19 protein-coding genes and 1 riboswitch are annotated in these 17636 nt (G+C 66.6%); of the genes, 6 read left to right on the top strand and 13 right to left on the bottom strand.

The features are described from left to right. Positions 1-19: 19 nt before the first annotated feature. From AC3WTE_RS17170 to AC3WTE_RS17200, 7 genes are all read right to left on the bottom strand, one after another. Positions 20-238: a hypothetical protein gene (locus tag AC3WTE_RS17170; protein WP_492439313.1), complete on the bottom strand. Its 219-nt coding sequence runs from the start codon at positions 236-238 to the stop codon at positions 20-22. Positions 239-281: 43 nt separating this feature from the next. After that, the gene (locus AC3WTE_RS17175) at positions 282-701 is read right to left on the bottom strand and encodes a hypothetical protein (RefSeq protein WP_138231894.1); all 420 of its coding nucleotides are present in this window, start codon (positions 699-701) and stop codon (positions 282-284) included. Between the two features lie 10 nt (positions 702-711). Further along, the gene (locus AC3WTE_RS17180) at positions 712-1401 is read right to left on the bottom strand and encodes a hypothetical protein (RefSeq protein ID WP_492439315.1); all 690 of its coding nucleotides are present in this window, start codon (positions 1399-1401) and stop codon (positions 712-714) included. Beyond that, positions 1398-1526: a hypothetical protein gene (locus AC3WTE_RS17185; RefSeq protein ID WP_256370088.1), complete on the bottom strand. Its 129-nt coding sequence runs from the start codon at positions 1524-1526 to the stop codon at positions 1398-1400. The genes AC3WTE_RS17180 and AC3WTE_RS17185 overlap by 4 nt, the downstream gene beginning before the upstream one ends. 37 nt (positions 1527-1563) lie before the next feature. After that, positions 1564-2370, bottom strand: a complete 807-nt coding sequence (locus AC3WTE_RS17190) for a CbbQ/NirQ/NorQ/GpvN family protein (RefSeq protein ID WP_492439317.1) — start codon at positions 2368-2370, stop codon at positions 1564-1566. After that, entirely contained in the window at positions 2367-3890 is a 1524-nt protein-coding gene (locus AC3WTE_RS17195; RefSeq protein ID WP_492439318.1) for a nitric oxide reductase activation protein NorD, read from the bottom strand. The genes AC3WTE_RS17190 and AC3WTE_RS17195 overlap by 4 nt, the downstream gene beginning before the upstream one ends. 130 nt (positions 3891-4020) lie before the next feature. Next, the gene (locus AC3WTE_RS17200) at positions 4021-4629 is read right to left on the bottom strand and encodes a TetR/AcrR family transcriptional regulator (RefSeq protein WP_492439319.1); all 609 of its coding nucleotides are present in this window, start codon (positions 4627-4629) and stop codon (positions 4021-4023) included. 121 nt (positions 4630-4750) lie between these two features. Between AC3WTE_RS17200 and AC3WTE_RS17205 the strand changes: the two genes are divergently transcribed. Together AC3WTE_RS17205 and AC3WTE_RS17210 are read left to right on the top strand one after the other, a co-directional pair. Further along, positions 4751-5386, top strand: coding sequence for a TetR/AcrR family transcriptional regulator (locus AC3WTE_RS17205; RefSeq protein ID WP_492439320.1), 636 nt, complete (start codon positions 4751-4753; stop codon positions 5384-5386). A gap of 2 nt (positions 5387-5388) precedes the next feature. Continuing rightward, complete coding sequence (locus tag AC3WTE_RS17210) at positions 5389-6918, top strand: FAD-dependent monooxygenase (RefSeq protein WP_492439322.1); 1530 nt, start codon at positions 5389-5391, stop codon at positions 6916-6918. Positions 6919-7000: 82 nt separating this feature from the next. Here AC3WTE_RS17210 and AC3WTE_RS17215 read toward each other — a convergent pair whose 3' ends face one another. From AC3WTE_RS17215 to AC3WTE_RS17225, 3 genes are read right to left on the bottom strand one after another with little or no spacing between them, the layout of a single operon-like run. Next, on the bottom strand, positions 7001-7717 hold the full coding sequence (locus AC3WTE_RS17215) for a class I SAM-dependent methyltransferase (protein ID WP_492439323.1): 717 nt from the start codon (positions 7715-7717) through the stop codon (positions 7001-7003). Beyond that, the gene (gene metX, locus AC3WTE_RS17220) at positions 7714-8853 is read right to left on the bottom strand and encodes a homoserine O-acetyltransferase MetX (protein WP_492439325.1); all 1140 of its coding nucleotides are present in this window, start codon (positions 8851-8853) and stop codon (positions 7714-7716) included. The genes AC3WTE_RS17215 and metX overlap by 4 nt, the downstream gene beginning before the upstream one ends. Then, positions 8850-10187: a bifunctional o-acetylhomoserine/o-acetylserine sulfhydrylase gene (locus AC3WTE_RS17225; protein WP_492439326.1), complete on the bottom strand. Its 1338-nt coding sequence runs from the start codon at positions 10185-10187 to the stop codon at positions 8850-8852. The genes metX and AC3WTE_RS17225 overlap by 4 nt, the downstream gene beginning before the upstream one ends. Positions 10188-10304: 117 nt before the next feature. After that, a riboswitch (SAM riboswitch) is annotated at positions 10305-10425 on the bottom strand. Between the two features lie 261 nt (positions 10426-10686). On the opposite strand from AC3WTE_RS17225, the gene AC3WTE_RS17230 reads away from it, so the two are divergent. Next, positions 10687-12924, top strand: coding sequence for an NADP-dependent isocitrate dehydrogenase (locus AC3WTE_RS17230; RefSeq protein WP_492439327.1), 2238 nt, complete (start codon positions 10687-10689; stop codon positions 12922-12924). Positions 12925-13030: 106 nt separating this feature from the next. Then, positions 13031-13834 carry an exodeoxyribonuclease III gene (locus AC3WTE_RS17235; RefSeq protein WP_492439328.1) on the top strand — a complete coding sequence of 268 codons (804 nt, stop codon included), beginning with the start codon at positions 13031-13033 and terminating at the stop codon, positions 13832-13834. 30 nt (positions 13835-13864) lie between these two features. Here the strand turns inward: AC3WTE_RS17235 and fdxA are convergent, their stop codons facing one another. Together fdxA and AC3WTE_RS17245 are read right to left on the bottom strand one after the other, a co-directional pair. Then, a complete protein-coding gene (gene fdxA, locus AC3WTE_RS17240) occupies positions 13865-14206 on the bottom strand; it encodes a ferredoxin (RefSeq protein WP_492439330.1) in 342 nt (113 codons plus the stop codon). A gap of 81 nt (positions 14207-14287) precedes the next feature. After that, positions 14288-14920 (bottom strand): TIGR03086 family metal-binding protein, encoded by a 633-nt coding sequence (locus AC3WTE_RS17245; RefSeq protein ID WP_492439332.1) that lies wholly within the window; start codon positions 14918-14920, stop codon positions 14288-14290. 51 nt (positions 14921-14971) lie between these two features. Between AC3WTE_RS17245 and AC3WTE_RS17250 the strand changes: the two genes are divergently transcribed. Then, positions 14972-15394, top strand: coding sequence for a MarR family winged helix-turn-helix transcriptional regulator (locus AC3WTE_RS17250; protein ID WP_492439334.1), 423 nt, complete (start codon positions 14972-14974; stop codon positions 15392-15394). A gap of 16 nt (positions 15395-15410) precedes the next feature. Here AC3WTE_RS17250 and AC3WTE_RS17255 read toward each other — a convergent pair whose 3' ends face one another. Continuing rightward, positions 15411-16418 carry an SIS domain-containing protein gene (locus AC3WTE_RS17255; protein WP_492439576.1) on the bottom strand — a complete coding sequence of 336 codons (1008 nt, stop codon included), beginning with the start codon at positions 16416-16418 and terminating at the stop codon, positions 15411-15413. 148 nt (positions 16419-16566) lie between these two features. On the opposite strand from AC3WTE_RS17255, the gene trpS reads away from it, so the two are divergent. Then, the gene (gene trpS, locus AC3WTE_RS17260; protein ID WP_492439335.1) at positions 16567-17595 is read left to right on the top strand and encodes a tryptophan--tRNA ligase; all 1029 of its coding nucleotides are present in this window, start codon (positions 16567-16569) and stop codon (positions 17593-17595) included. The last annotated feature ends 41 nt before the right edge of the window (positions 17596-17636 follow it).

Genomic DNA, 17636 nt, shown 5'->3' on the forward strand with positions numbered 1-17636 from the left:
CCCGGCCCGACAGCGGGTTTCAGCCAACGTCGCCGTGCCGCGCGAAGGGTGAGTATGTCGGCGGACCTGGTGCGTCTGTGTGGTCGCCGTCCGAACTGATCTGGCCGGCCGCCAGCACATGGGTAGCTTGGGTGCCGTCTGCCGAGACGCCGGCCACGGCCGCTGGTGCTCCGGCTAATGCGAAGGCAACGGCTCCGGCAAAGATCAGCGCGGCAGTGCGGCGCAATGTGATTGTCATTCTGCAATAGGCCCGATGAGCGATGCGTCGCTCGCCCGTATCGTCAGTGGCCGCCGGCACGGGCCAACCGCTCGTCGTGGATCGCCACCAGTTCCCGGAAGCCCAGGCGGTGGTAGTGCGGCACCGGCTGCACGCCCCAGGTGTCCTTGGCGGTGTGCTGGCCGGCGGCTTCCGGCGGTCCGCCGAACGGTGCACCCGAAAAGTCGTAGGGAAATTTGCATTCCAGCGTGTCGTCGGAGTAGCGCACTTTCATCAGCTCGCTGCAGATCTCTCTGAACGACAGTGTCGGCCAGCCGTACCAGACGGCCAGTGCCGGCATGGTGAAAGACCCTTCGATGACGAGGCCGAACAGGCACACGAAAAGGCCCCGCTTGAGCCACTTGTGCATGTTGGCGTAAACCGGTGTGGTGCCCACCGGCAGGTTGTCGTCCGCCTCGGGTGACTCGGTGTCGGTGATGCTCATTCGATGTCCTTTAGTCGCTGAAGATTTCGCGATTGACGGTGTGCAGATACGGGATGGCCAGGAATGGCGTGATATAGAAGATGTCGTACAGCCACCAGCCGACGACCGGGAAAACCACTCCGGCATAACGGATGTCGGCAAACATCGTCATGTTGAACGTATAGCCGATCCAGATGACGATGCCGAACCAGCAGGTGATGATGAGCCACTGGTGGCCCCACCGCTTCATCTGCAGGAACGCGATGCCGGCGGCGATGCGCATGGTGAACACCGTCAGGATCAGCGCCACCTCCCAGGCCTTTTCGCCCGGTGCGCCCGCGCCGCCGATCCACAATTCGTTGTAGTGCCAGAAGTACCCGGCGTCGAACATGTTGCCCCACGCCGTGATGATGGTGCGGTTCAGCAGGGTGTGGTTGGCCAGTAGATCCAGCGACCAGCCGATGCTGTTGAGCGCGGCATCGAGAATCACCAGATAGCCGATGAGCGTCACGATGATCGGCCGTACCGACAAGCCGGCCTTTTGCGCCCGCCGCTGCAGCCAAACGCCCCGCAGGAAGAACGGCAGCCCGACGAAGCCGATGAACATCGACCCCATCAACAGGGTGCCGGTGATCAGCCAGCGGTCCGCCTGTCGTTGCGCCAACCGGGATTCGTCGTGGTGCTGGTCAAAGCTGACCGTCGGCACCGTGGTCGCACTCACAGCGACCACCAGCCCCGGACGATCGACATGTGCAGCTGGATCAGGAACATCGCCAGCAGCCAGCCGTAGGCGAACAGCTGGAACACGATCAGTGCCCGTTTGCGTTTGCGATCTTGCTCGTTCATAACCGTGGAACTCCTTTTCTCGCAGGGGTATTCGTGCTCATCGGATGGCCGACGGCTGCAGGCATGCCGCCGCGATCTCGCGCAGACCGTCGCCGACGGCGCCGTCACTGCTCAGCGGAGCCAGCATCGCGGCTTCGGCAGCGGACATCTCGTCGGCCCCCGCTGCCACCAGGTGCGCGGCGGTGACCAGCACCCGGGTCGACGGCGGCTCGAAGTGCAAGACATCGTCTGCCCGGCGAATACTGTTGGCGCACTGCACGAGTCGCTGCGCCGTGGCGATGTCGATGCCGGTCTCGCCGACCAGGACCAGGGCCTCGCGGTCGGGTGTCAGGTAGTCCATTGCGATGGTGACGAATCGCTGTCGGAACGAGGGTTTGAGGTCCTTGAGTGAATGCCGGTAGGCCGGGTTGTACGAGCAGACCAGTAGGAACGAATCAAGTGCCGGCACCACCACGCCGGCGCGGTCCAAAAACAAGGTGCGACGGTGATCGGTGAGTGAGTGCAGGATCGCGAGGGAATCGTGACGCGCCTCCACCACTTCGTCGAGGTAGCAGATGGCGCCGTCCTTGACGGCCCGGGTCAACGGACCGTCGGTCCACAGGACGTCGCCACCGGCGACGACGAACCGGCCGACCAGATCGGAGCTCGTCAGATCGTCATGACAGCTGATGGTCACCACGGGGCGCCCCAGCAGGTTGCCCATGTGCTCGACGAAGCGCGTCTTGCCGCATCCTGTCGGCCCGGTCAGCATGACCGGTAGCCGGCGGTGGTACGCGTGGGTGAACGTGGTCACCTCATTGCGGGCCGGCAGGTACGGCCAATCGGTTGCGGCCCAGTCACTCATGCGGATACCAACTCTCGGTGCACGTGCGCCAGCACGCGGGGTAGCTCTTCGATGCGGCCGATCCGTTGGGACCGCCGGGCGCCGAAAACCTCGGGCAGCGGATCCACCCGGACCGGACCCAGGCCCAGGTAGTAGACGCCGACGCCCGCCTCGTCGGCCTCACCGACTGCGTGTGCCACGTCGGCCCAGGCATACCGCCCCTCGTAGCCTTCATCGGAGATCAGGCCGTCGCCGATCACGATGAGGAGGCGACGCCCCGCGGGCTGATTCAGCAGGCGAGTGGTCAGGTGCCGCACCGGTGCGCCGAGCCGGGTGTAGCCGCCCGTGGCGAGGCCGGACTTGCTGGGTAGGGCAAAGTGGTTGTCGCCGAAGTCTTTCAGGCAGCGGACCTCGACTCGGTGTCGGGTGTTACCGGTGAAGACAAAGATGCCGTGCCGCTCGCGGGCGGCCGTCATGGCCCGGGAAAGTGCGTCCGCGCAAGCCAATTCGAGGTCGAATACCCGACCCTGGTGCACACCCAACGACGAGCTGCCATCCAGCAGTACGGCGGTGACAGTGTCGCGCGCGCTGGGCACCAGGTCACGGAACACCTTGGGCTCGTGCTGTGACCCCGCCCGGCCGTCCGCATAGGAGGCGACGTAGGCATCGATGTCCAGGTCGCTGCCGTCCTCGAGCCGGTTGGTCATCGTGCGGTGGGTGGGTTCGTCGAACCACCGGCGGATGTCTGGTGCTGCGCCAGTACGGCGGTTATGCCGGGTCTGCCGGCGTTCCAGGACCGCAACGTGGTCGGGCAGGAACTGCCCGCGCCACGAATTCCATTCGGGGTAGGGGATTCCCGCGCGCTGATCCGCCCGGATATCCACGTCGTCGTCTTCCGGGCGGCTGGCCGGCGGCAGGTTGGCGTTGCGTACCCCGCCTTCGCCGCCGACCGGGATCGACATCAGGCGTTGGGTGTCCGAGCGGGACGAGGACCACGGCATGCGCCCGAGGGTCCGCCGGATCGAGCTCGCGAGGGTTCGGGTGACGGCCGTGCTCAGCGGCAGGGATCCCAGCACCGGGTAATCCGCCAATCGAGCATCGGATCGCACCAATGTGTTTGTTCGACAGAGCATTTCGCCGGCATCGAGATCCGGGTCGGCCGGTTCCAGACCGGGCAGCACCCGACGGGCCTCTGGGAGCAGGCCGGGCCAGCACGCCGCCACCCAGCCGAGCGCAACACCGCCCTCGACCTGGCGGAGCGCACCGAGTTCACGCTCCGACAACCGGTGCAGCGGGTACGGCGCGATCCGATCTTTCGACGGCGCGCACTGCAGGGCGACACCACAGGTGTAGGTCCGCAACGACCAGTCGGATACGGGCGCCGGGTACGGTACGTGGACGACCGTCCGGCTTGAACTCAGCCCGAAGCGGCGCTGTTCGCCGGAGATCAGCCGTACCCCGGCCCGCCGTCGCTCGGACAGCGCCACCGCGGTCACCGCGCACGCTCGCTCGAGTTCGGCGGCTGTAATCGACTGGGACACTGTGCGGACCGGCCGGCTCAGAAGGTGCCGATGTTCGAGAACATCCAGTACCAGAACGCGATGAGGGCGGCCATGGCGCCCCATGCGATGGCGAGACGGGCGATCTCTTGCCACATGGTGTCTCCTCCGGTTATCGGGCTGCGATGCCTCGCAGCGCGGTGTTGACAAAGTTGTCCAGCAGGGCGGTGCGGATCTGGTCCGCGCCGCGGCTCGTGGTGAGCAGGGCGTAGAGACTGAGCAGGAAGTACACCGCGCTGTGGAAGGGGTCGACGTCCGCATCCGCTTCGCCGGCCTGGCGCGCTCGTTCGATCTCCTGGACGACCAGCACGATCACGCGGTGATCGGTCCATTCGTCGTCCAGCGGACGGTTCGATGAAAAATGCAGCGCCAGAACATCTTTGAACAGCATCCGACCGAGCCGTTGCTCCACGGCCACGATGACTCGGACGACTTCGGTCAGCGCCTCTTCGAGCGTGTGGGGCTGCTGCAGGAACTTGGCGAGCTCGCGGCCGGCCGATTCCTCGGCCTGGCGCTCGAGTTCGAACAGCACGTGTTCCTTTGTGGGGAAGTGGAAGTAGAACGTGCCGTGTGCGACACCGGCGGCGCTGATGATGGCTCCGACGTCGGCATCTGCCATGCCGGCGCGCTTGAACTCGGTGATCGCGGCATCGAGCACGCGCTGCCGGGTCTCCAGGCGTTTGGCTTCGCGCAGGGACGGTTTGCCTGTGGTGCGGGTCATGGTGGCTCAAGTAGTACTCAATTTACTGACCAGAGTCAATGACTTGAGTCAGTTATGCCCCGAGAAAGGTGCACGGCGGGCAAACTTGCCTAGTGTGCAAAATTGTGTGTAGGGTGACGGCATGCCTGAATCGGCCGAATCAGGTCTGCGAGAACGCAAGAAGGCCGACACTCGCCGGTCATTGAGCGATGCAGCGCTGCAACTGGCCTTCGACCGTGGTGGACTGGACACCGTCACTCGAGAGGACATCGCGGCGCTGGCCGGAGTGTCCTTGCGGACGTTCAACAACTATTTCACCGGCAAGTACGAGGCGCTGGCCTACCGCATCGCCGAGCGGATGCGGCGCAGTGTCGCGGTGTTTCGGGCGCGGCCGGCTGATGAACCGCTGTGGACCTCGATCGTCGAGGCGGTGACGGGAACCCTCGAACAGGAAATGGCCGACATCACGGGTGCCGATCTCGTCCCGGATCGCCGCGAACTCGTCGAAGTGCGAAAACTGCTGATGCGAACCGAGGTTCGTAACGCGGTGCCGCATGACCTCTACGAAGACTGGGTGGCGGCCATCGCCGACCGAACCGGTCTCGGCCCTGATGACATGTACCCGCGTCTGGTGGCGGCCGTGGTGCGCGCTGTCGGGGACACTGCGATGGAGGCTTACGCGAACGCCGATCCGCCAGTGGCCATCACCGCACTGATGCGCACGGGTTTCGATGCCGTGGTTGCCGGACTGCCGGAACCGAACAGAACGAAGGAGTGACCATGCCCGCTGACGTCGTGATCTCCGGCGCCGGACCCAACGGACTGATGATGGCCTGCGAGCTCGCTCTCGCCGGCATCAAACCGGTCATCCTCGACGCGCTGCCCGGGCCTGGCGACGAGCCCAAGGCGAACGGCCTTGTCGGACAGGTGATCCGACAGCTCGATATGCGTGGCCTCTACCAGGCATTCACGGGCGACGCCAACCCACCACAGCCGGCCTACGGCTGGATGTTCTCCGGCCTGCCGCTGAATTTTTTTGGTGTCGAGGATAATCCGATGCGTGCGGTGCTGATGAAGCAGCCGCGTCTGGTCCAGCTGCTGTATGAGCGGGCCCAGTCCCTCGGGGTCGAGGTGCGATGGGGTCATGCCGTGACCGCCTTGTCGGCCGGGCCTGACGGCGTCGCCGTCGATGTGGCCGGGCCTGACGGCGCGTACGTGCTGGAGGCCGATTGGCTGGTCGGAGCGGACGGTGGCCGCAGCACCGTTCGCAAGCAATCGGGGATCGGCTTCCCCGGGCATACGTCGCCGACGGTCGCCCGCTTGGCGCATGTGCACATTGCTGACGAATTCCGGACTCCGAACGGCGAATTCGATGTGCCCGGATTCGGGCGAATTCCATTCGGGCACAACCGATACGACACCGGCATGGTGATATTCTTCGAGGCCCATGGCGATCCACCGATGCTGGGCACCCTCGAGTTCGGTTCGCTGCCCGGTGGCGTACCGGGGGAGTTGACGTATGACGAGCTCCGGCAGAGCCTGCGTCGGGTACTCGGGGTCGACGTACCGTTCGAACCGCCGGCCGGACCGGGCCCGTTTGTGATGCGCCGCATCGACGGCCAGAACACCCGGCAGGCCGACGCCTACCGGTCCGGCCGCATTCTGCTGATCGGTGATGCCGCACATGTGCATTCGGCGATGGGCGGACCGGGGCTCAACCTGGGTCTGCAGGACACGTTGAATCTGGGCTGGAAGCTGGCTGCCGTCGTCAATGGCTGGGCGCCTGCGGACTTGCTCGATACCTATGAGTCCGAACGCTTTCCGGTCGGCGAACGCGTCATGATGCACTCCTTGGCCCAGATCGCGCTCACCGCGCCGGGGCCCGAGGTGCGCGCCCTTCGCGCGCTTCTCGGTGAACTCTTCCAGCGGCCCGATGCGACCGCCCACATGGCCGGACTGCTGGCCGGTGCGGACGTTCGCTACGACATGGGTGGCGTCCCGCACCGGTTGACCGGATACATGGTGCCGGAGGCGGAGCTGGACGACGGACGTCGTCTCACCGGTCTGCTGCACAGCGGCCGGGGCGTGCTGCTCGACCTCGCCGGCGGCGGGGCAGCCGAGGTCGCCGCACCGTGGGATCGCCGCGTGGACACGGTGGTCGCGGCCATGGCCGACGGTCCCGCTGCCATGCTGGTCCGGCCCGACGGCTATGTCGCCTGGGCCGCAGACACTTTCGCTGCCGACGACGCGGAGCGCCTGCGGGCTGCACTGCAGCGCTGGTTCGGCCCCGGCGAGGGGGTCAGCGCCTGAGTGCCCGCCGCGCGACACCCCGGGTGCGCGGCGAGCTCGGGTCCGAGCGGCAAGGCGAAGGCCGTCACCGCGAACCGGGCGACTAGGCCAGGGTTGCACGCACGCAGTGCGTTACGTACGGCAGGGCCAGGCCGTTGCTGTTGGCCAGCGCCGGATGTGTGTTCAGTAGCTCTCGCACTTCATCCAGGACCCGCCGGCGTACGTCGGCGGGTGAGGTGATGCAGTAGCTCCGCGACGCGACGAGGTCCAGCAGCGCTTGCGGCGTAAGGTAACTCGTCCACTCGAACCGGTGGTTCTCGATGTTCGTGAAGTCGCCGCACAGCGAATCGGCGGACGGATCGTGCTCGCAGCCGATGATCTGGTTCAGCTCTTTGACCCAGCCCAGCCGCTCGTCGCGGATGTTCCACACCAGACCCAACCGGCCGCCCGGCCGCAGCACCCGCGCCACTTCCGCGGCCGCCCGCTCCGGGTCGAACCAGTGCCAGGCTTGCGCGACCAGGACCGCGTCAACACTTTTGTCGGGCAAGGGGATTTCCTCGGCCGTGCCGAGCAGGGCGGGCACCGACGGCAATGACCGGCTGAGCACCTCGAGCATCTCGGGGATGGGGTCGACGGCGGTGACCGCCAGACCGCGTTCGGCCAGCCGGACGGTCAGCTTGCCGGTACCGGCGCCGAGGTCGAGCACGTCGACGGCTCCGGCGGGCAGCAGCCAGTTGATGGACTCCGGCGGGTACGACGGACGTCCCCGTTCGTAGGCAGCAGCCTGCTCCCCGAAGGACAGCGAGCGTTCGCCCGTCACCGGGAGGCCAAGTCCAGCGTCTGGCGGATCAGCAGACCGACCTTGTCGGTCTCGACCAGGAAACCGTCGTGGCCGTAGTCGGACTCGATGACCTCGAGACCCGGGCAGCCCGGCAGCAACGAGGCCAGTTCCTCTTGCAGCCGAATGGGATACAACCGGTCGGAGGTGATGCCCCCGACGATCACCGGCACCGGACAAGACCGCAGGGCCGCCGCGACCCCGCCCCGTCCACGCCCGACGTCGTGACTGCTCAGCGCATCCGTCAGCGTCACGTAGGTACCCGCGTCGAACCGCGCGGCCAGCTTGCGGCCCTGATACTCGAGGTAACTCTCGACCGCGTAAAGGCCGTCGGCAGAACTGTTTTCATGGTTCTGCGCCGTGTTGCGGAACCGGTCGTCGAGTTCCTTCTCGCCACGGTAGGTCAGATGCGCGAACCGGCGGGCGATCTGGATGCCGTCGTCCGGGGTGCGGCCCGTCCGGTAGTAGTCGCCGCCGGCCCAATTCGGGTCGGCCTTGATGGCCGCGACCTGTGCGCACTGGGTGCCGATCTGGTCGGCGGTGGCCCGGGCGCCGACCGCCAGAACGAGGCCGGACCGCACCGTATCGGGATGTCCCACAAGCCATTCCAGCGCGCGGGCGCCGCCCATCGAGCCGCCGACGACCGCGGCCACCTGCGTGATGCCCAGGGCCGCCAGCGCCGCCAGGTCGGCGTTCACCTGGTCGCGGATGGTGATGGCGGGAAACCTTGAGCCCCAGGGTTTTCCGTCGGGAGCGAGCGAGCTGGGGCCGGTCGAACCGCGGCAGCCGCCGAGCACATTGGTGGCGACCGCGCACCAGCGGTCGGTGTCGATCGGCGCACCCGGGCCGGCGACGCCGTCCCACCAACCGCCGGTCGGATGGTCGGGCCCGGCCGGACCGGTGACGTGGGAGTCACCGGTCAGCGCGTGCAGGACCATCACCACGTTGTCGGCAGTGGGGGACAGCTCGCCCCAGCGCTGCACCGCGATGGAGACGTCGGGCAGCACTATGCCGCTCTCCAGCGTCAGCGAGCCGATGTTCACCACACCGATCTCGCCTTCTGCAGGCAGCAGCGGCGCTGCGGAGATGTCAGACACGGGCACGTCGATGATCGTCACACCAAGGCCGCCTTTCGGTCGGCACCCCCCACCGATCCGGCGGCAGCGAAACCCTGCTCCAGGTCGGCGAGGATGTCCTCGATGCCCTCGATGCCGACAGCCAGGCGCACCAGGCCCGGGGTGACCCCGGAGGCCAGCTGTTCCTCGGCGGTCAGCTGCTGGTGCGTGGTCGACGCCGGGTGGATTACCAGCGACCGGACGTCGCCGATGTTGGCGACGTGGCTGTGCAGGGTCAGCGCGTTCACGAACGCCTTGCCGGCTTCGACGCCGCCGGTCAGTTCGAACGACAGCACCGCACCGGTGCCCTTGGGGGCCAGCTTGCGGCCCAGCTCGTACCAGGGGGAGGACGGCAGCCCGGCGTAGTTCACCGAGAGCACGTCCGCGCGGCCTTCCAGGTACTCGGCGACCTTCTGTGCGTTGGACACATGGCGTTCAACGCGCAGGGACAGCGTTTCCAATCCCTGCGCGATGAGGAAGGAGTTGAACGGCGCGGCGGCGGAGCCGAGGTCGCGCAGCAGCTGCACCCGCGCCTTGAGCGCGTAGGCCGGTGCACCCAGGTCGGCGAACACCACGCCGTGGTAGCTCGGGTCCGGCTCGGTGAAGCCGGGGAACTTCCCGCCCGTCCAGTCGAAGGTGCCACCGTCGACGATGACGCCGGCGATCGCCGAGCCGTGCCCGCCCAGGTACTTGGTCGCCGAGTGGATGACGATGTCGGCGCCGTGGGCCAGCGGCTGGATCAGGTACGGGGTGGCGACGGTGTTGTCGACGATCAGCGGCACGCCGTTGTCGTGCGCCACCGACGAGACGCCGGGGATGTCCAGGATGTCGATCTTCGGGTTGGAGATGGTCTCGCCGAAGAACGCCTTGGTGTTCGGGCGGACGGCGGAAGCCCAGGACTCCAAATTATCGGGGTTCTCGACGAAGCTGACGTCGACGCCGAGCTTGGGCAGCGTGTAGTGCAGCAGGTTGTAGGTGCCGCCGTACAGCCGCGGTGACGCCACGATGTGGTCTCCGGTGCCGGCGATGTTCAGGATCGAGAAGGTCGCGGCGGCCTGTCCGGACGACAGGAACAGCGCGGCCACACCACCCTCGAGAGCGGCGACGCGCTGCTCGACCACGTCGGTGGTCGGGTTCATGATGCGGGTGTAGATGTTGCCCGGCTCGGCCAGTCCGAACAGCGCGGCGGCGTGGTCGGTGTCGCGGAACGTGTACGACGTCGTCTGGTAGATCGGCAACGCACGGGCGTTGGTCGCGCTATCGGGGCTCTGACCTGCGTGGATCTGCTTCGTCTCGAAGCTCCAGCGCGCAGTGGGGTCGATGGCCTCAGTGGTCATGTTAGGGGTGTCTCCTGTGAGTTTTTAGGTACGACGAATGGGCTCGCGAACTCTGCGAATCACGGACAGCGACACATAGAAGCCTCCACTCACCCAGTCATCCGGGTCCGTGTGGCGGACCCGCGCTTGCCTCGCAGCCCATGTGTGGCTGCTCAACCTGGTCGTCTCCCGGGGCACCCCACCGCGGATGGAGGGTTGCCGGCCAGCAAGCCGGGGCTTGACGCTGGCACTCATGACCGGCTTCGAGGGTATCTCAATAGGTGCGGCAACTGCTAGCTGGTGCCTTCGGCGTGTGCGGGACACGGTGTGCGGCGGTCGCTCCGTTTTCGCGTAGCCCGTCGGTATCGATCCAGTTCGGTGCGCAGATAGTGGTCCACCGGAAGCCTGCCGCGCCGGTCACGGTAACTTCGTAACCGTCGTGCGACGGGGTAGTCAGTGCAGACGCCGGACTCGACATAGATTTTCGTTTCGTACCGTCCGTGACGCCGGGAGAGTGACCATGAGTGGCGAGAAACCATCCATCATCTACACGCTGACCGATGAGGCGCCGCTGCTCGCGACGTACGCCTTTCTTCCGGTCGTGCGCACCTTCGCCGGCGCCGCCGGCATCGACGTCCAGACCAGTGATATCTCGGTGGCGGCCCGCATCCTCGCCGAGTTCGGTGACTACCTGACCGATGAGCAGAAGGTCCCCGACAACCTCGGCGAGCTGGGCCGGCTGACCCAGCTCCCGGACACCAACATCATCAAGCTGCCCAACGTCAGCGCCTCGGTGCCGCAGCTCGTCGCGGCCATCAAGGAGCTGAAGGAGAAGGGCTACAACCTGCCCGACTACCCGGGTGACCCGAAGACCGACGAAGAGAAGGCGATCAAGGATCGCTACGGCAAGTGTCTCGGTAGCGCGGTGAACCCGGTACTGCGCGAAGGCAACTCGGACCGTCGGGCGCCGAAGGCCGTCAAGGAGTACGCCCGCAAGCACCCGCACAGCATGGGCGAATGGTCGCAGGCCTCGCGCACGCACGTCGCCACCATGAAGACCGGCGACTTCTACCATGGCGAGCAGTCCATGACGCTCGACAAGGCGCGCCGGGTGAAGATGGTGCTGAAGACCAAGACGGGCAAGACAATTGAGCTCAAGTCCGAGGTCAAGCTCGACGCCGGCGACATCATCGACTCGATGTACATGAGCAAGAAGGCGCTCATCAAGTTCTACGAGGAGCAGATGGACGACGCCTACAAGACCGGCGTCATGTTCTCCCTGCACGTCAAGGCGACCATGATGAAGGTCAGCCACCCGATCGTGTTCGGCCACGCGGTACGCATCTTCTACAAGGACGCATTCGCCAAGCACCAGAAGCTCTTTGACGAGTTGGGTGTCAACGTCAACAACGGGCTCTCGGACCTGTACGACAAGATTTCGACGCTGCCCAAGTCGCTGCACGACGAGATCGTCGACGATCTGCACAAGTGCCACGAGCACCGTCCCGAGCTGGCCATGGTCGACTCGGCCCGCGGCATCTCCAACTTCCACTCGCCGTCCGACGTCATCGTCGACGCCTCGATGCCGGCCATGATCCGGCTCGGCGGCAAGATGTACGGCGCCGACGGAAAGCTCAAGGACACCAAGGCCGTCAACCCCGAGTCGACGTTCTCCCGGATGTACCAGGAGATGATCAACTTCTGTAAGACGCACGGCCAGTTCGATCCGAGGACCATGGGCACCGTGCCCAACGTCGGTCTCATGGCGCAGCAGGCCGAGGAGTACGGCAGCCACGACAAGACGTTCGAGATTCCCGAGGATGGCATTGCCAACATCGTCGACATCGACAGCGGTGAGGTGCTGCTGACGACCGCGGTGGAGGAGGGCGACATCTGGCGCATGCCGGTCGTGAAGGACGCGCCGATCCGCGACTGGGTCAAGCTGGCCGTCACCCGGGCCCGGCTTTCGGGTATGCCCGTCGTGTTCTGGCTGGACCAGGAGCGTCCGCACGAGGCCGAACTGCGCAAGAAGGTCGCGACCTATCTCAAGGATCACGACACCGAGGGCCTGGACATCCAGGTCATGTCGCAGGAACGTGCCATGCGGCACACCATCGAACGCCTGATCCGCGGCCAGGACACCATCGCCGCGACCGGCAACATCCTGCGTGACTACCTCACCGACCTGTTCCCGATCCTGGAGCTGGGCACCAGCGCCAAGATGCTGTCGATCGTGCCGCTGATGGCGGGCGGCGGGCTCTACGAGACCGGCGCCGGCGGCTCGGCACCCAAGCACGTGCAGCAGCTGGTCGAGGAGAACCACCTGCGCTGGGACTCGCTCGGCGAGTTCCTGGCCCTGGGCGCCAGCCTGGAGGACCTGGGCAACAAGACCGACGACGCCCGGGCCCGGCTGCTGGCCAAGACGCTGGACTCCGCCACCGGAAAGCTGTTGGACGAGAACAAGAGCCCGTCGCGGCGCACCGGTGAGCTGGACAATCGGGGCAGCCAGTTCTACCTGGCCATGTACTGGGCGCAGGAGCTGGCCAAGCAGACCGAAGACAAGGCGCTCGCCGATCACTTCGCTCCGCTGGCCAAGACGCTGGCCGCCAACGAGGAGAAGATCGTCGCGGAACTGGCTGCGGCACAAGGCAGCCCGGCCGACATCGGCGGCTACTACGCGCCGGACCCGGAGAAGACCGAGGCCGTGATGCGGCCGAGCGCCACCTTCAACGCGGCGCTGGCTTCCGTCCAGGAGTAACTCCCTTCCAACGTGAGCTTGTGTGCGAGATTTCTCAAATTTCTCGCACACAAGCTCACGTTCGGCGTTTCAGGCCTGTCGTACCCGGACGTTAGGGTTCTGCTTCGTGATCGTCACCACCATCAACGTCAACGGCATCCGCGCTGCGGTCAAAGAGCGGTCCGAGGAGAATCTCGGACTGCTGCCGTGGCTGAAGGACACCACGTCGGACGTCATCTGCCTGCAGGAGACCCGGGCCGACGATGCGCAGTTGGCGCAGGCGCTGGCGCCGGCGCTGGACGCCGGTTGGTACCTGGCGTCGGCCGAGCCGCACGCGAAGGGCCGCAATGGCGTTGCGGTGCTGTCGCGGGCGCCGATCTCCGCGGTGCGGGTGGGGCTGAGCCCGGACTGCGAATTCGTCGCGCACGGCCGGTATCTGGAGGCCGATACCGACGGCGTCACGGTCGCCAGCGTGTACGTGCCCACCGGCGAGGCCGAGACCGACAAGCAGGTGGAGAAGGAACGCTTCATGGTGGCGCTGGCCGGCCGGATGGCCGAGCTGAGCCGCACGCGCCGCGACGTGGTGATCTGCGGCGACTGGAACATCTGCGCCACGGAGCTGGACCTCAAGGCATGGAAGGCCAATGTCAAGAAGTCGGGGTTCCTGCCCAGCGAGCGGCAGTGGCTGGCCGACCTGATGGCCGCCGGCTGGACCGACGTGGTGCGTGAGCTGCATCCCGACGTCGCGGGGCCGTACAGCTGGTGGTCCTGGCGCGGCAAGGCTTTCGACAACGACGCCGGGTGGCGCATCGACTATCACCTGGCCAACGCCAAGCTGGCGCCCAAGGCCATGGCGGCCCGGGTCGAGCGGGCGGCGGCGTATGCGTTGCGCTGGTCGGACCACGCGCCGGTGACGGTCGAGTACGGCTGATCGAACTCGGCCGACGATTATCTGGTTCGCTCAGCTCCGAACGGGCAGGGCCGACACCAGCGGGGTGTCCACTCCGATGCGACCGATCGCGCCGGCGCCGCCGGGGGAGCCCAGCGGCGCGTCGCGTCCCGGGAGTACCTCATCGAAGAATGCGGCATTGTCAGCGCGGAACGCGAGCTGGTCTTCGGGCAGATCGTCGTCGTAGTAGATCGCATCGACCCGGCAAATCAGCTTGCAGGCACCGCAATCCACGCATTCCCGCGGATTGATGTAGAGCGCCCGATCGCCTTGGTAGATGCAGTCGACCGGGCACTCCTGTACGCAGGACATGTCCGTGACATCAACGCATTCCCGTCCGATAACGTAAGTCATACAGCCGACGGTATCGATGACGTAGCGTTTGACCTCAGTGGCCGAAAGTTACTGACAATAGGGCCGGAAGTCCCCAATCTGTTACTGGACGGGATGGAGTGACTCGTGGTCTGACGCACCGCCCCAGCGTGGGTCACGGCCCAGATGGCGCAGCAGCCGGTCGAAGTCCGTTGTGCTGTCACCGGTTCGGGCGGGTCCGAAGGGCGCATTGGGCATGTTGCGGAAGTCGCCGTCGGGCACGGCGAGGGCCAGTGGGAGTGCTGCGGCGACGACGTCGCCGGGCAGCGTGAATGGCGTGCCGAGGCTCGCCGCGACGTCCCAACCGTGCACCACGTAGTCGATCAGATGGAAGCCGATGGCCATCTCGGCCGGCACTGACGTACCCAATTCCGGTAGCGCGAACTGGCTTTCGGAATCGGCGCCGGCGAACGCGTCCAGCACGTCGTGGGCGGCCGCGGCGTAATCGCCGACCGGATCGCGCGTGTCGCGCACGGTGGCCGGATCCCAGGCGGCGACGTCCAGTCCACCGCCGCGGGCGGCTGCCGCGAAACCGCGATGCTGGACCGTCATGTGTGCCAAGAGGTCGGCCAAATCCCAACCGGCGCAGGGGGTCGGGCGGTTCAGGTCGCTCTCGTCGATGGCCTTGGCGGTGTCGACCGACGTCAGGATCGCGACGCGATGGGCGTTGAGAAGATCGGTAGATAAAGTGTGCATGAGCATATCGTATGCACATGCATACGATATGGCAATGCCTACGATGGCGGCATGCCGGCCAAGCGTCCTGACCTCGCCGCGCTGCTCGCGCCGCTGCTACGCGAGCTGATGGCTGCTGAGCAGCCCGTGCTCGACGAGCACGGGGTGTCGATGTGGGGCTACGTCGTGCTGCTGGCACTCGACGAGACCCCGATGCGTTCGCAAGCTGCGCTGGCGCAGGCCATCGGCGCCGACAAGACCCGCATCATCCGCACGCTCGACGACCTGCAGGCCGACGGCTACATCGAGCGCACTCCCGATCCCGACGATCGCCGGGTTCGGCTCCTGTCGATCACGCCGGCCGGGCGCCGGCTCAAAGACGCAGTGCAGGTGGAAATTCAGCGCGGTGAAGAGCAATGGCTCGGTGAGCTGAGTGCCGGCGAGCGACGCGTTTTCCTCAGCGTGCTGCAACGCCTGGCGCCGGCGCCCGACTGAACACGAGCGCTGCGCGTCATAGCGTCTCCGTGACCTTCCGCAGGCCTCGCGGCTGGTCCGGGTCGCCACCGCGGGCGAGTGCCAGATGCAGTGCAAGCTGTTGCAGCGGGAGGATTTCCAGCAGCGGGGAGAGCGCGTCGCTCACCCCGCTGGGCAGCGCGATACCGCCGGCGAGGCCGGCCAGTGCCGCGGGAGCTCCGACCCCGAAGACGTCGGCATTGCGCTCGGCCAGCCGGTCCAGCACCGGCGCCATGGCCTGTCCGCCGGCGCCTTCGGGCACCACTGCGAGCACCGGCACCTGAGGATCGACGGTGGCGAGCGGGCCGTGCAGCAGATCGGCGCCCGAAAACGCCTGCGCGGAAAGGTACGACGTCTCCATCAGCTTGAGGGCGGCCTCGCGGGCAGTGGGGTAGGAGTAGCCGCGGGCGGTCGCGATGAGTCGCTGCGCGAACCGATACCGCTGCGCGACCTCGCGGATGAGCTCCCCGGACGCGAGCACCTGCTCACCGAGGTCGGGCAGCGCGTCGACGCCGGAACCGTCACGGCCGAGCAGCAACTGCAGCGCGAGCAACTCGGCGGTATAGGACTTGGTGGCCGCCACAGACTTTTCGGCGCCGGCCAGCACGTCGACGTGAATCGCTGCTACCGCGGCCAGATCCGATGCGGCGTTGTTGGTGACGGCGACCGTCAGCGCGCCATGCGCGCGGGCCACCTCGACCGAGCGCACCAGGTCCGGCGATCCGCCGGACTGACTCACTGCGACGTACAGGACGTCACGCAGGTCGGGTTGAGCACCGTAGACCGTCGTGGTCGACGGGGAGACCAGGCCGGCGGGCAGACCGTGGTTGATCTCCACGAGGTATTTCGCGTAGAGGGCGGCATGGTCGCTGGTGCCGCGCGCCACGAACAGCACGAATCGGGGTGCGGCCGCGGCAATCTGGTCAGCCGCGGCACGGATGGGGGAACGGCCGTCAGCGAGCAGCCGGCGCCAGACCTGGGGCTGTTCCGCGATTTCGGTGGCCATGAGGTGGCCGGGGGACGTTCGATCGGGACTCACGTCTTCATCCTTGCCGCGACGCTTGGCCTGCGGGGCGAATCGGTACACCACCCTCAACGCTAGTAGCTGACCCGAAACAAAACCGGATGACAGCAGTGGGAAAATCGATGCCATCATGAGCAACAGCGGTGCAGGCGCGGACAAGCGCGTCGTCTTTTCCGGGGCACAGCCCACCTCCGACTCGCTTCACCTGGGCAACGCCCTCGGCGCGGTGCAGAACTGGGCCCACCTGCAGGACGGCTACGACGCGTTCTTCTGTGTCGTCGATCTGCACGCCATCACCGTTCCCCAGGACCCCGACACGCTGCGCCGTCGCACGCTGGTGACCGCGGCGCAATACCTGGCGCTCGGCATCGACCCGGCCCGCAGCACGGTCTTCGTCCAGAGCCACGTCGCCGAACACACCCAGCTCGCCTGGTTGCTGGGCTGCTTCACCGGCTTCGGCCAGGCGTCGCGCATGACGCAGTTCAAGGACAAGTCGCAGAAGCAGGGCGCTGACGCCACCACGATCGGTCTCTTCACCTACCCGGTGCTGATGGCCGCCGACATCCTGCTGTACGACACCGACCTGGTGCCCGTCGGCGAGGACCAGCGGCAGCACCTGGAACTGGCCCGCGACCTCGCCCAGCGCTTCAACGCGCGGTTCCCGGACACCTTCGTGGTGCCCGAGGCGATGATCCCCAAGGCCACCGCCAAGATCTACGACCTGCAGGACCCGACCGCGAAGATGAGCAAGTCGGCCGCCACCGACGCCGGGTTGATCAACCTCCTCGACGACCCGGCCAAGAGTGCCAAGAAGATTCGCTCCGCCGTCACCGACAGCGAGCGCGAGATCCGGTTCGACGCCGAGACCAAGCCCGGCATCTCCAACCTGCTGACCATCCAGTCTGCGGTCACCGGCGCCGCCATCGACGCGCTGGTGGCGGGGTACGAGGGGCGCGGCTACGGCGACCTGAAGAAGGAAACCGCCGAGGCTGTCGTCGAGTACGTCACGCCCATCAAGAACCGGGTCGACGAGCTGCTGGCCGACCCGGCCGAACTGGAATCGGTGCTGGCCACCGGTGCCGAGCGCGCCGAGCAGGTGGCGTTCAAGACGCTGCAGCGCGCCAACGACCGGCTGGGCTTCCTGCCGCGTCTGCGGTGATGTTGCGGACGCCGCGTCAGGACACGTGCAGCGTCGCGCAC

The organism is Mycobacterium sp. FW102-FHT13B02 (genome assembly GCF_058790275.1).

Excerpts from the sequence above, each read along its gene's own strand:
- AC3WTE_RS17205 (WP_492439320.1), top strand. The coding sequence starts at position 4,751 with ATGCCTGAATCGGCCGAATCAGGTCTGCGAGAACGCAAGAAGGCCGAC.
- AC3WTE_RS17225 (WP_492439326.1), bottom strand. The coding sequence starts at position 10,187 with ATGACCACTGAGGCCATCGACCCCACTGCGCGCTGGAGCTTCGAGACG.
- fdxA (WP_492439330.1), bottom strand. The coding sequence starts at position 14,206 with ATGACTTACGTTATCGGACGGGAATGCGTTGATGTCACGGACATGTCC.
- trpS (WP_492439335.1), top strand. The coding sequence starts at position 16,567 with ATGAGCAACAGCGGTGCAGGCGCGGACAAGCGCGTCGTCTTTTCCGGG.
- AC3WTE_RS17175 (WP_138231894.1), bottom strand. The coding sequence starts at position 701 with ATGAGCATCACCGACACCGAGTCACCCGAGGCGGACGACAACCTGCCG.
- AC3WTE_RS17245 (WP_492439332.1), bottom strand. The coding sequence starts at position 14,920 with ATGCACACTTTATCTACCGATCTTCTCAACGCCCATCGCGTCGCGATC.
- AC3WTE_RS17185 (WP_256370088.1), bottom strand. The coding sequence starts at position 1,526 with ATGAACGAGCAAGATCGCAAACGCAAACGGGCACTGATCGTGTTCCAG.
- AC3WTE_RS17250 (WP_492439334.1), top strand. The coding sequence starts at position 14,972 with ATGCCGGCCAAGCGTCCTGACCTCGCCGCGCTGCTCGCGCCGCTGCTA.
- AC3WTE_RS17210 (WP_492439322.1), top strand. The coding sequence starts at position 5,389 with ATGCCCGCTGACGTCGTGATCTCCGGCGCCGGACCCAACGGACTGATG.
- AC3WTE_RS17255 (WP_492439576.1), bottom strand. The coding sequence starts at position 16,418 with ATGGCCACCGAAATCGCGGAACAGCCCCAGGTCTGGCGCCGGCTGCTC.
- AC3WTE_RS17230 (WP_492439327.1), top strand. The coding sequence starts at position 10,687 with ATGAGTGGCGAGAAACCATCCATCATCTACACGCTGACCGATGAGGCG.
- AC3WTE_RS17170 (WP_492439313.1), bottom strand. The coding sequence starts at position 238 with ATGACAATCACATTGCGCCGCACTGCCGCGCTGATCTTTGCCGGAGCC.
- AC3WTE_RS17200 (WP_492439319.1), bottom strand. The coding sequence starts at position 4,629 with ATGACCCGCACCACAGGCAAACCGTCCCTGCGCGAAGCCAAACGCCTG.
- AC3WTE_RS17190 (WP_492439317.1), bottom strand. The coding sequence starts at position 2,370 with ATGAGTGACTGGGCCGCAACCGATTGGCCGTACCTGCCGGCCCGCAAT.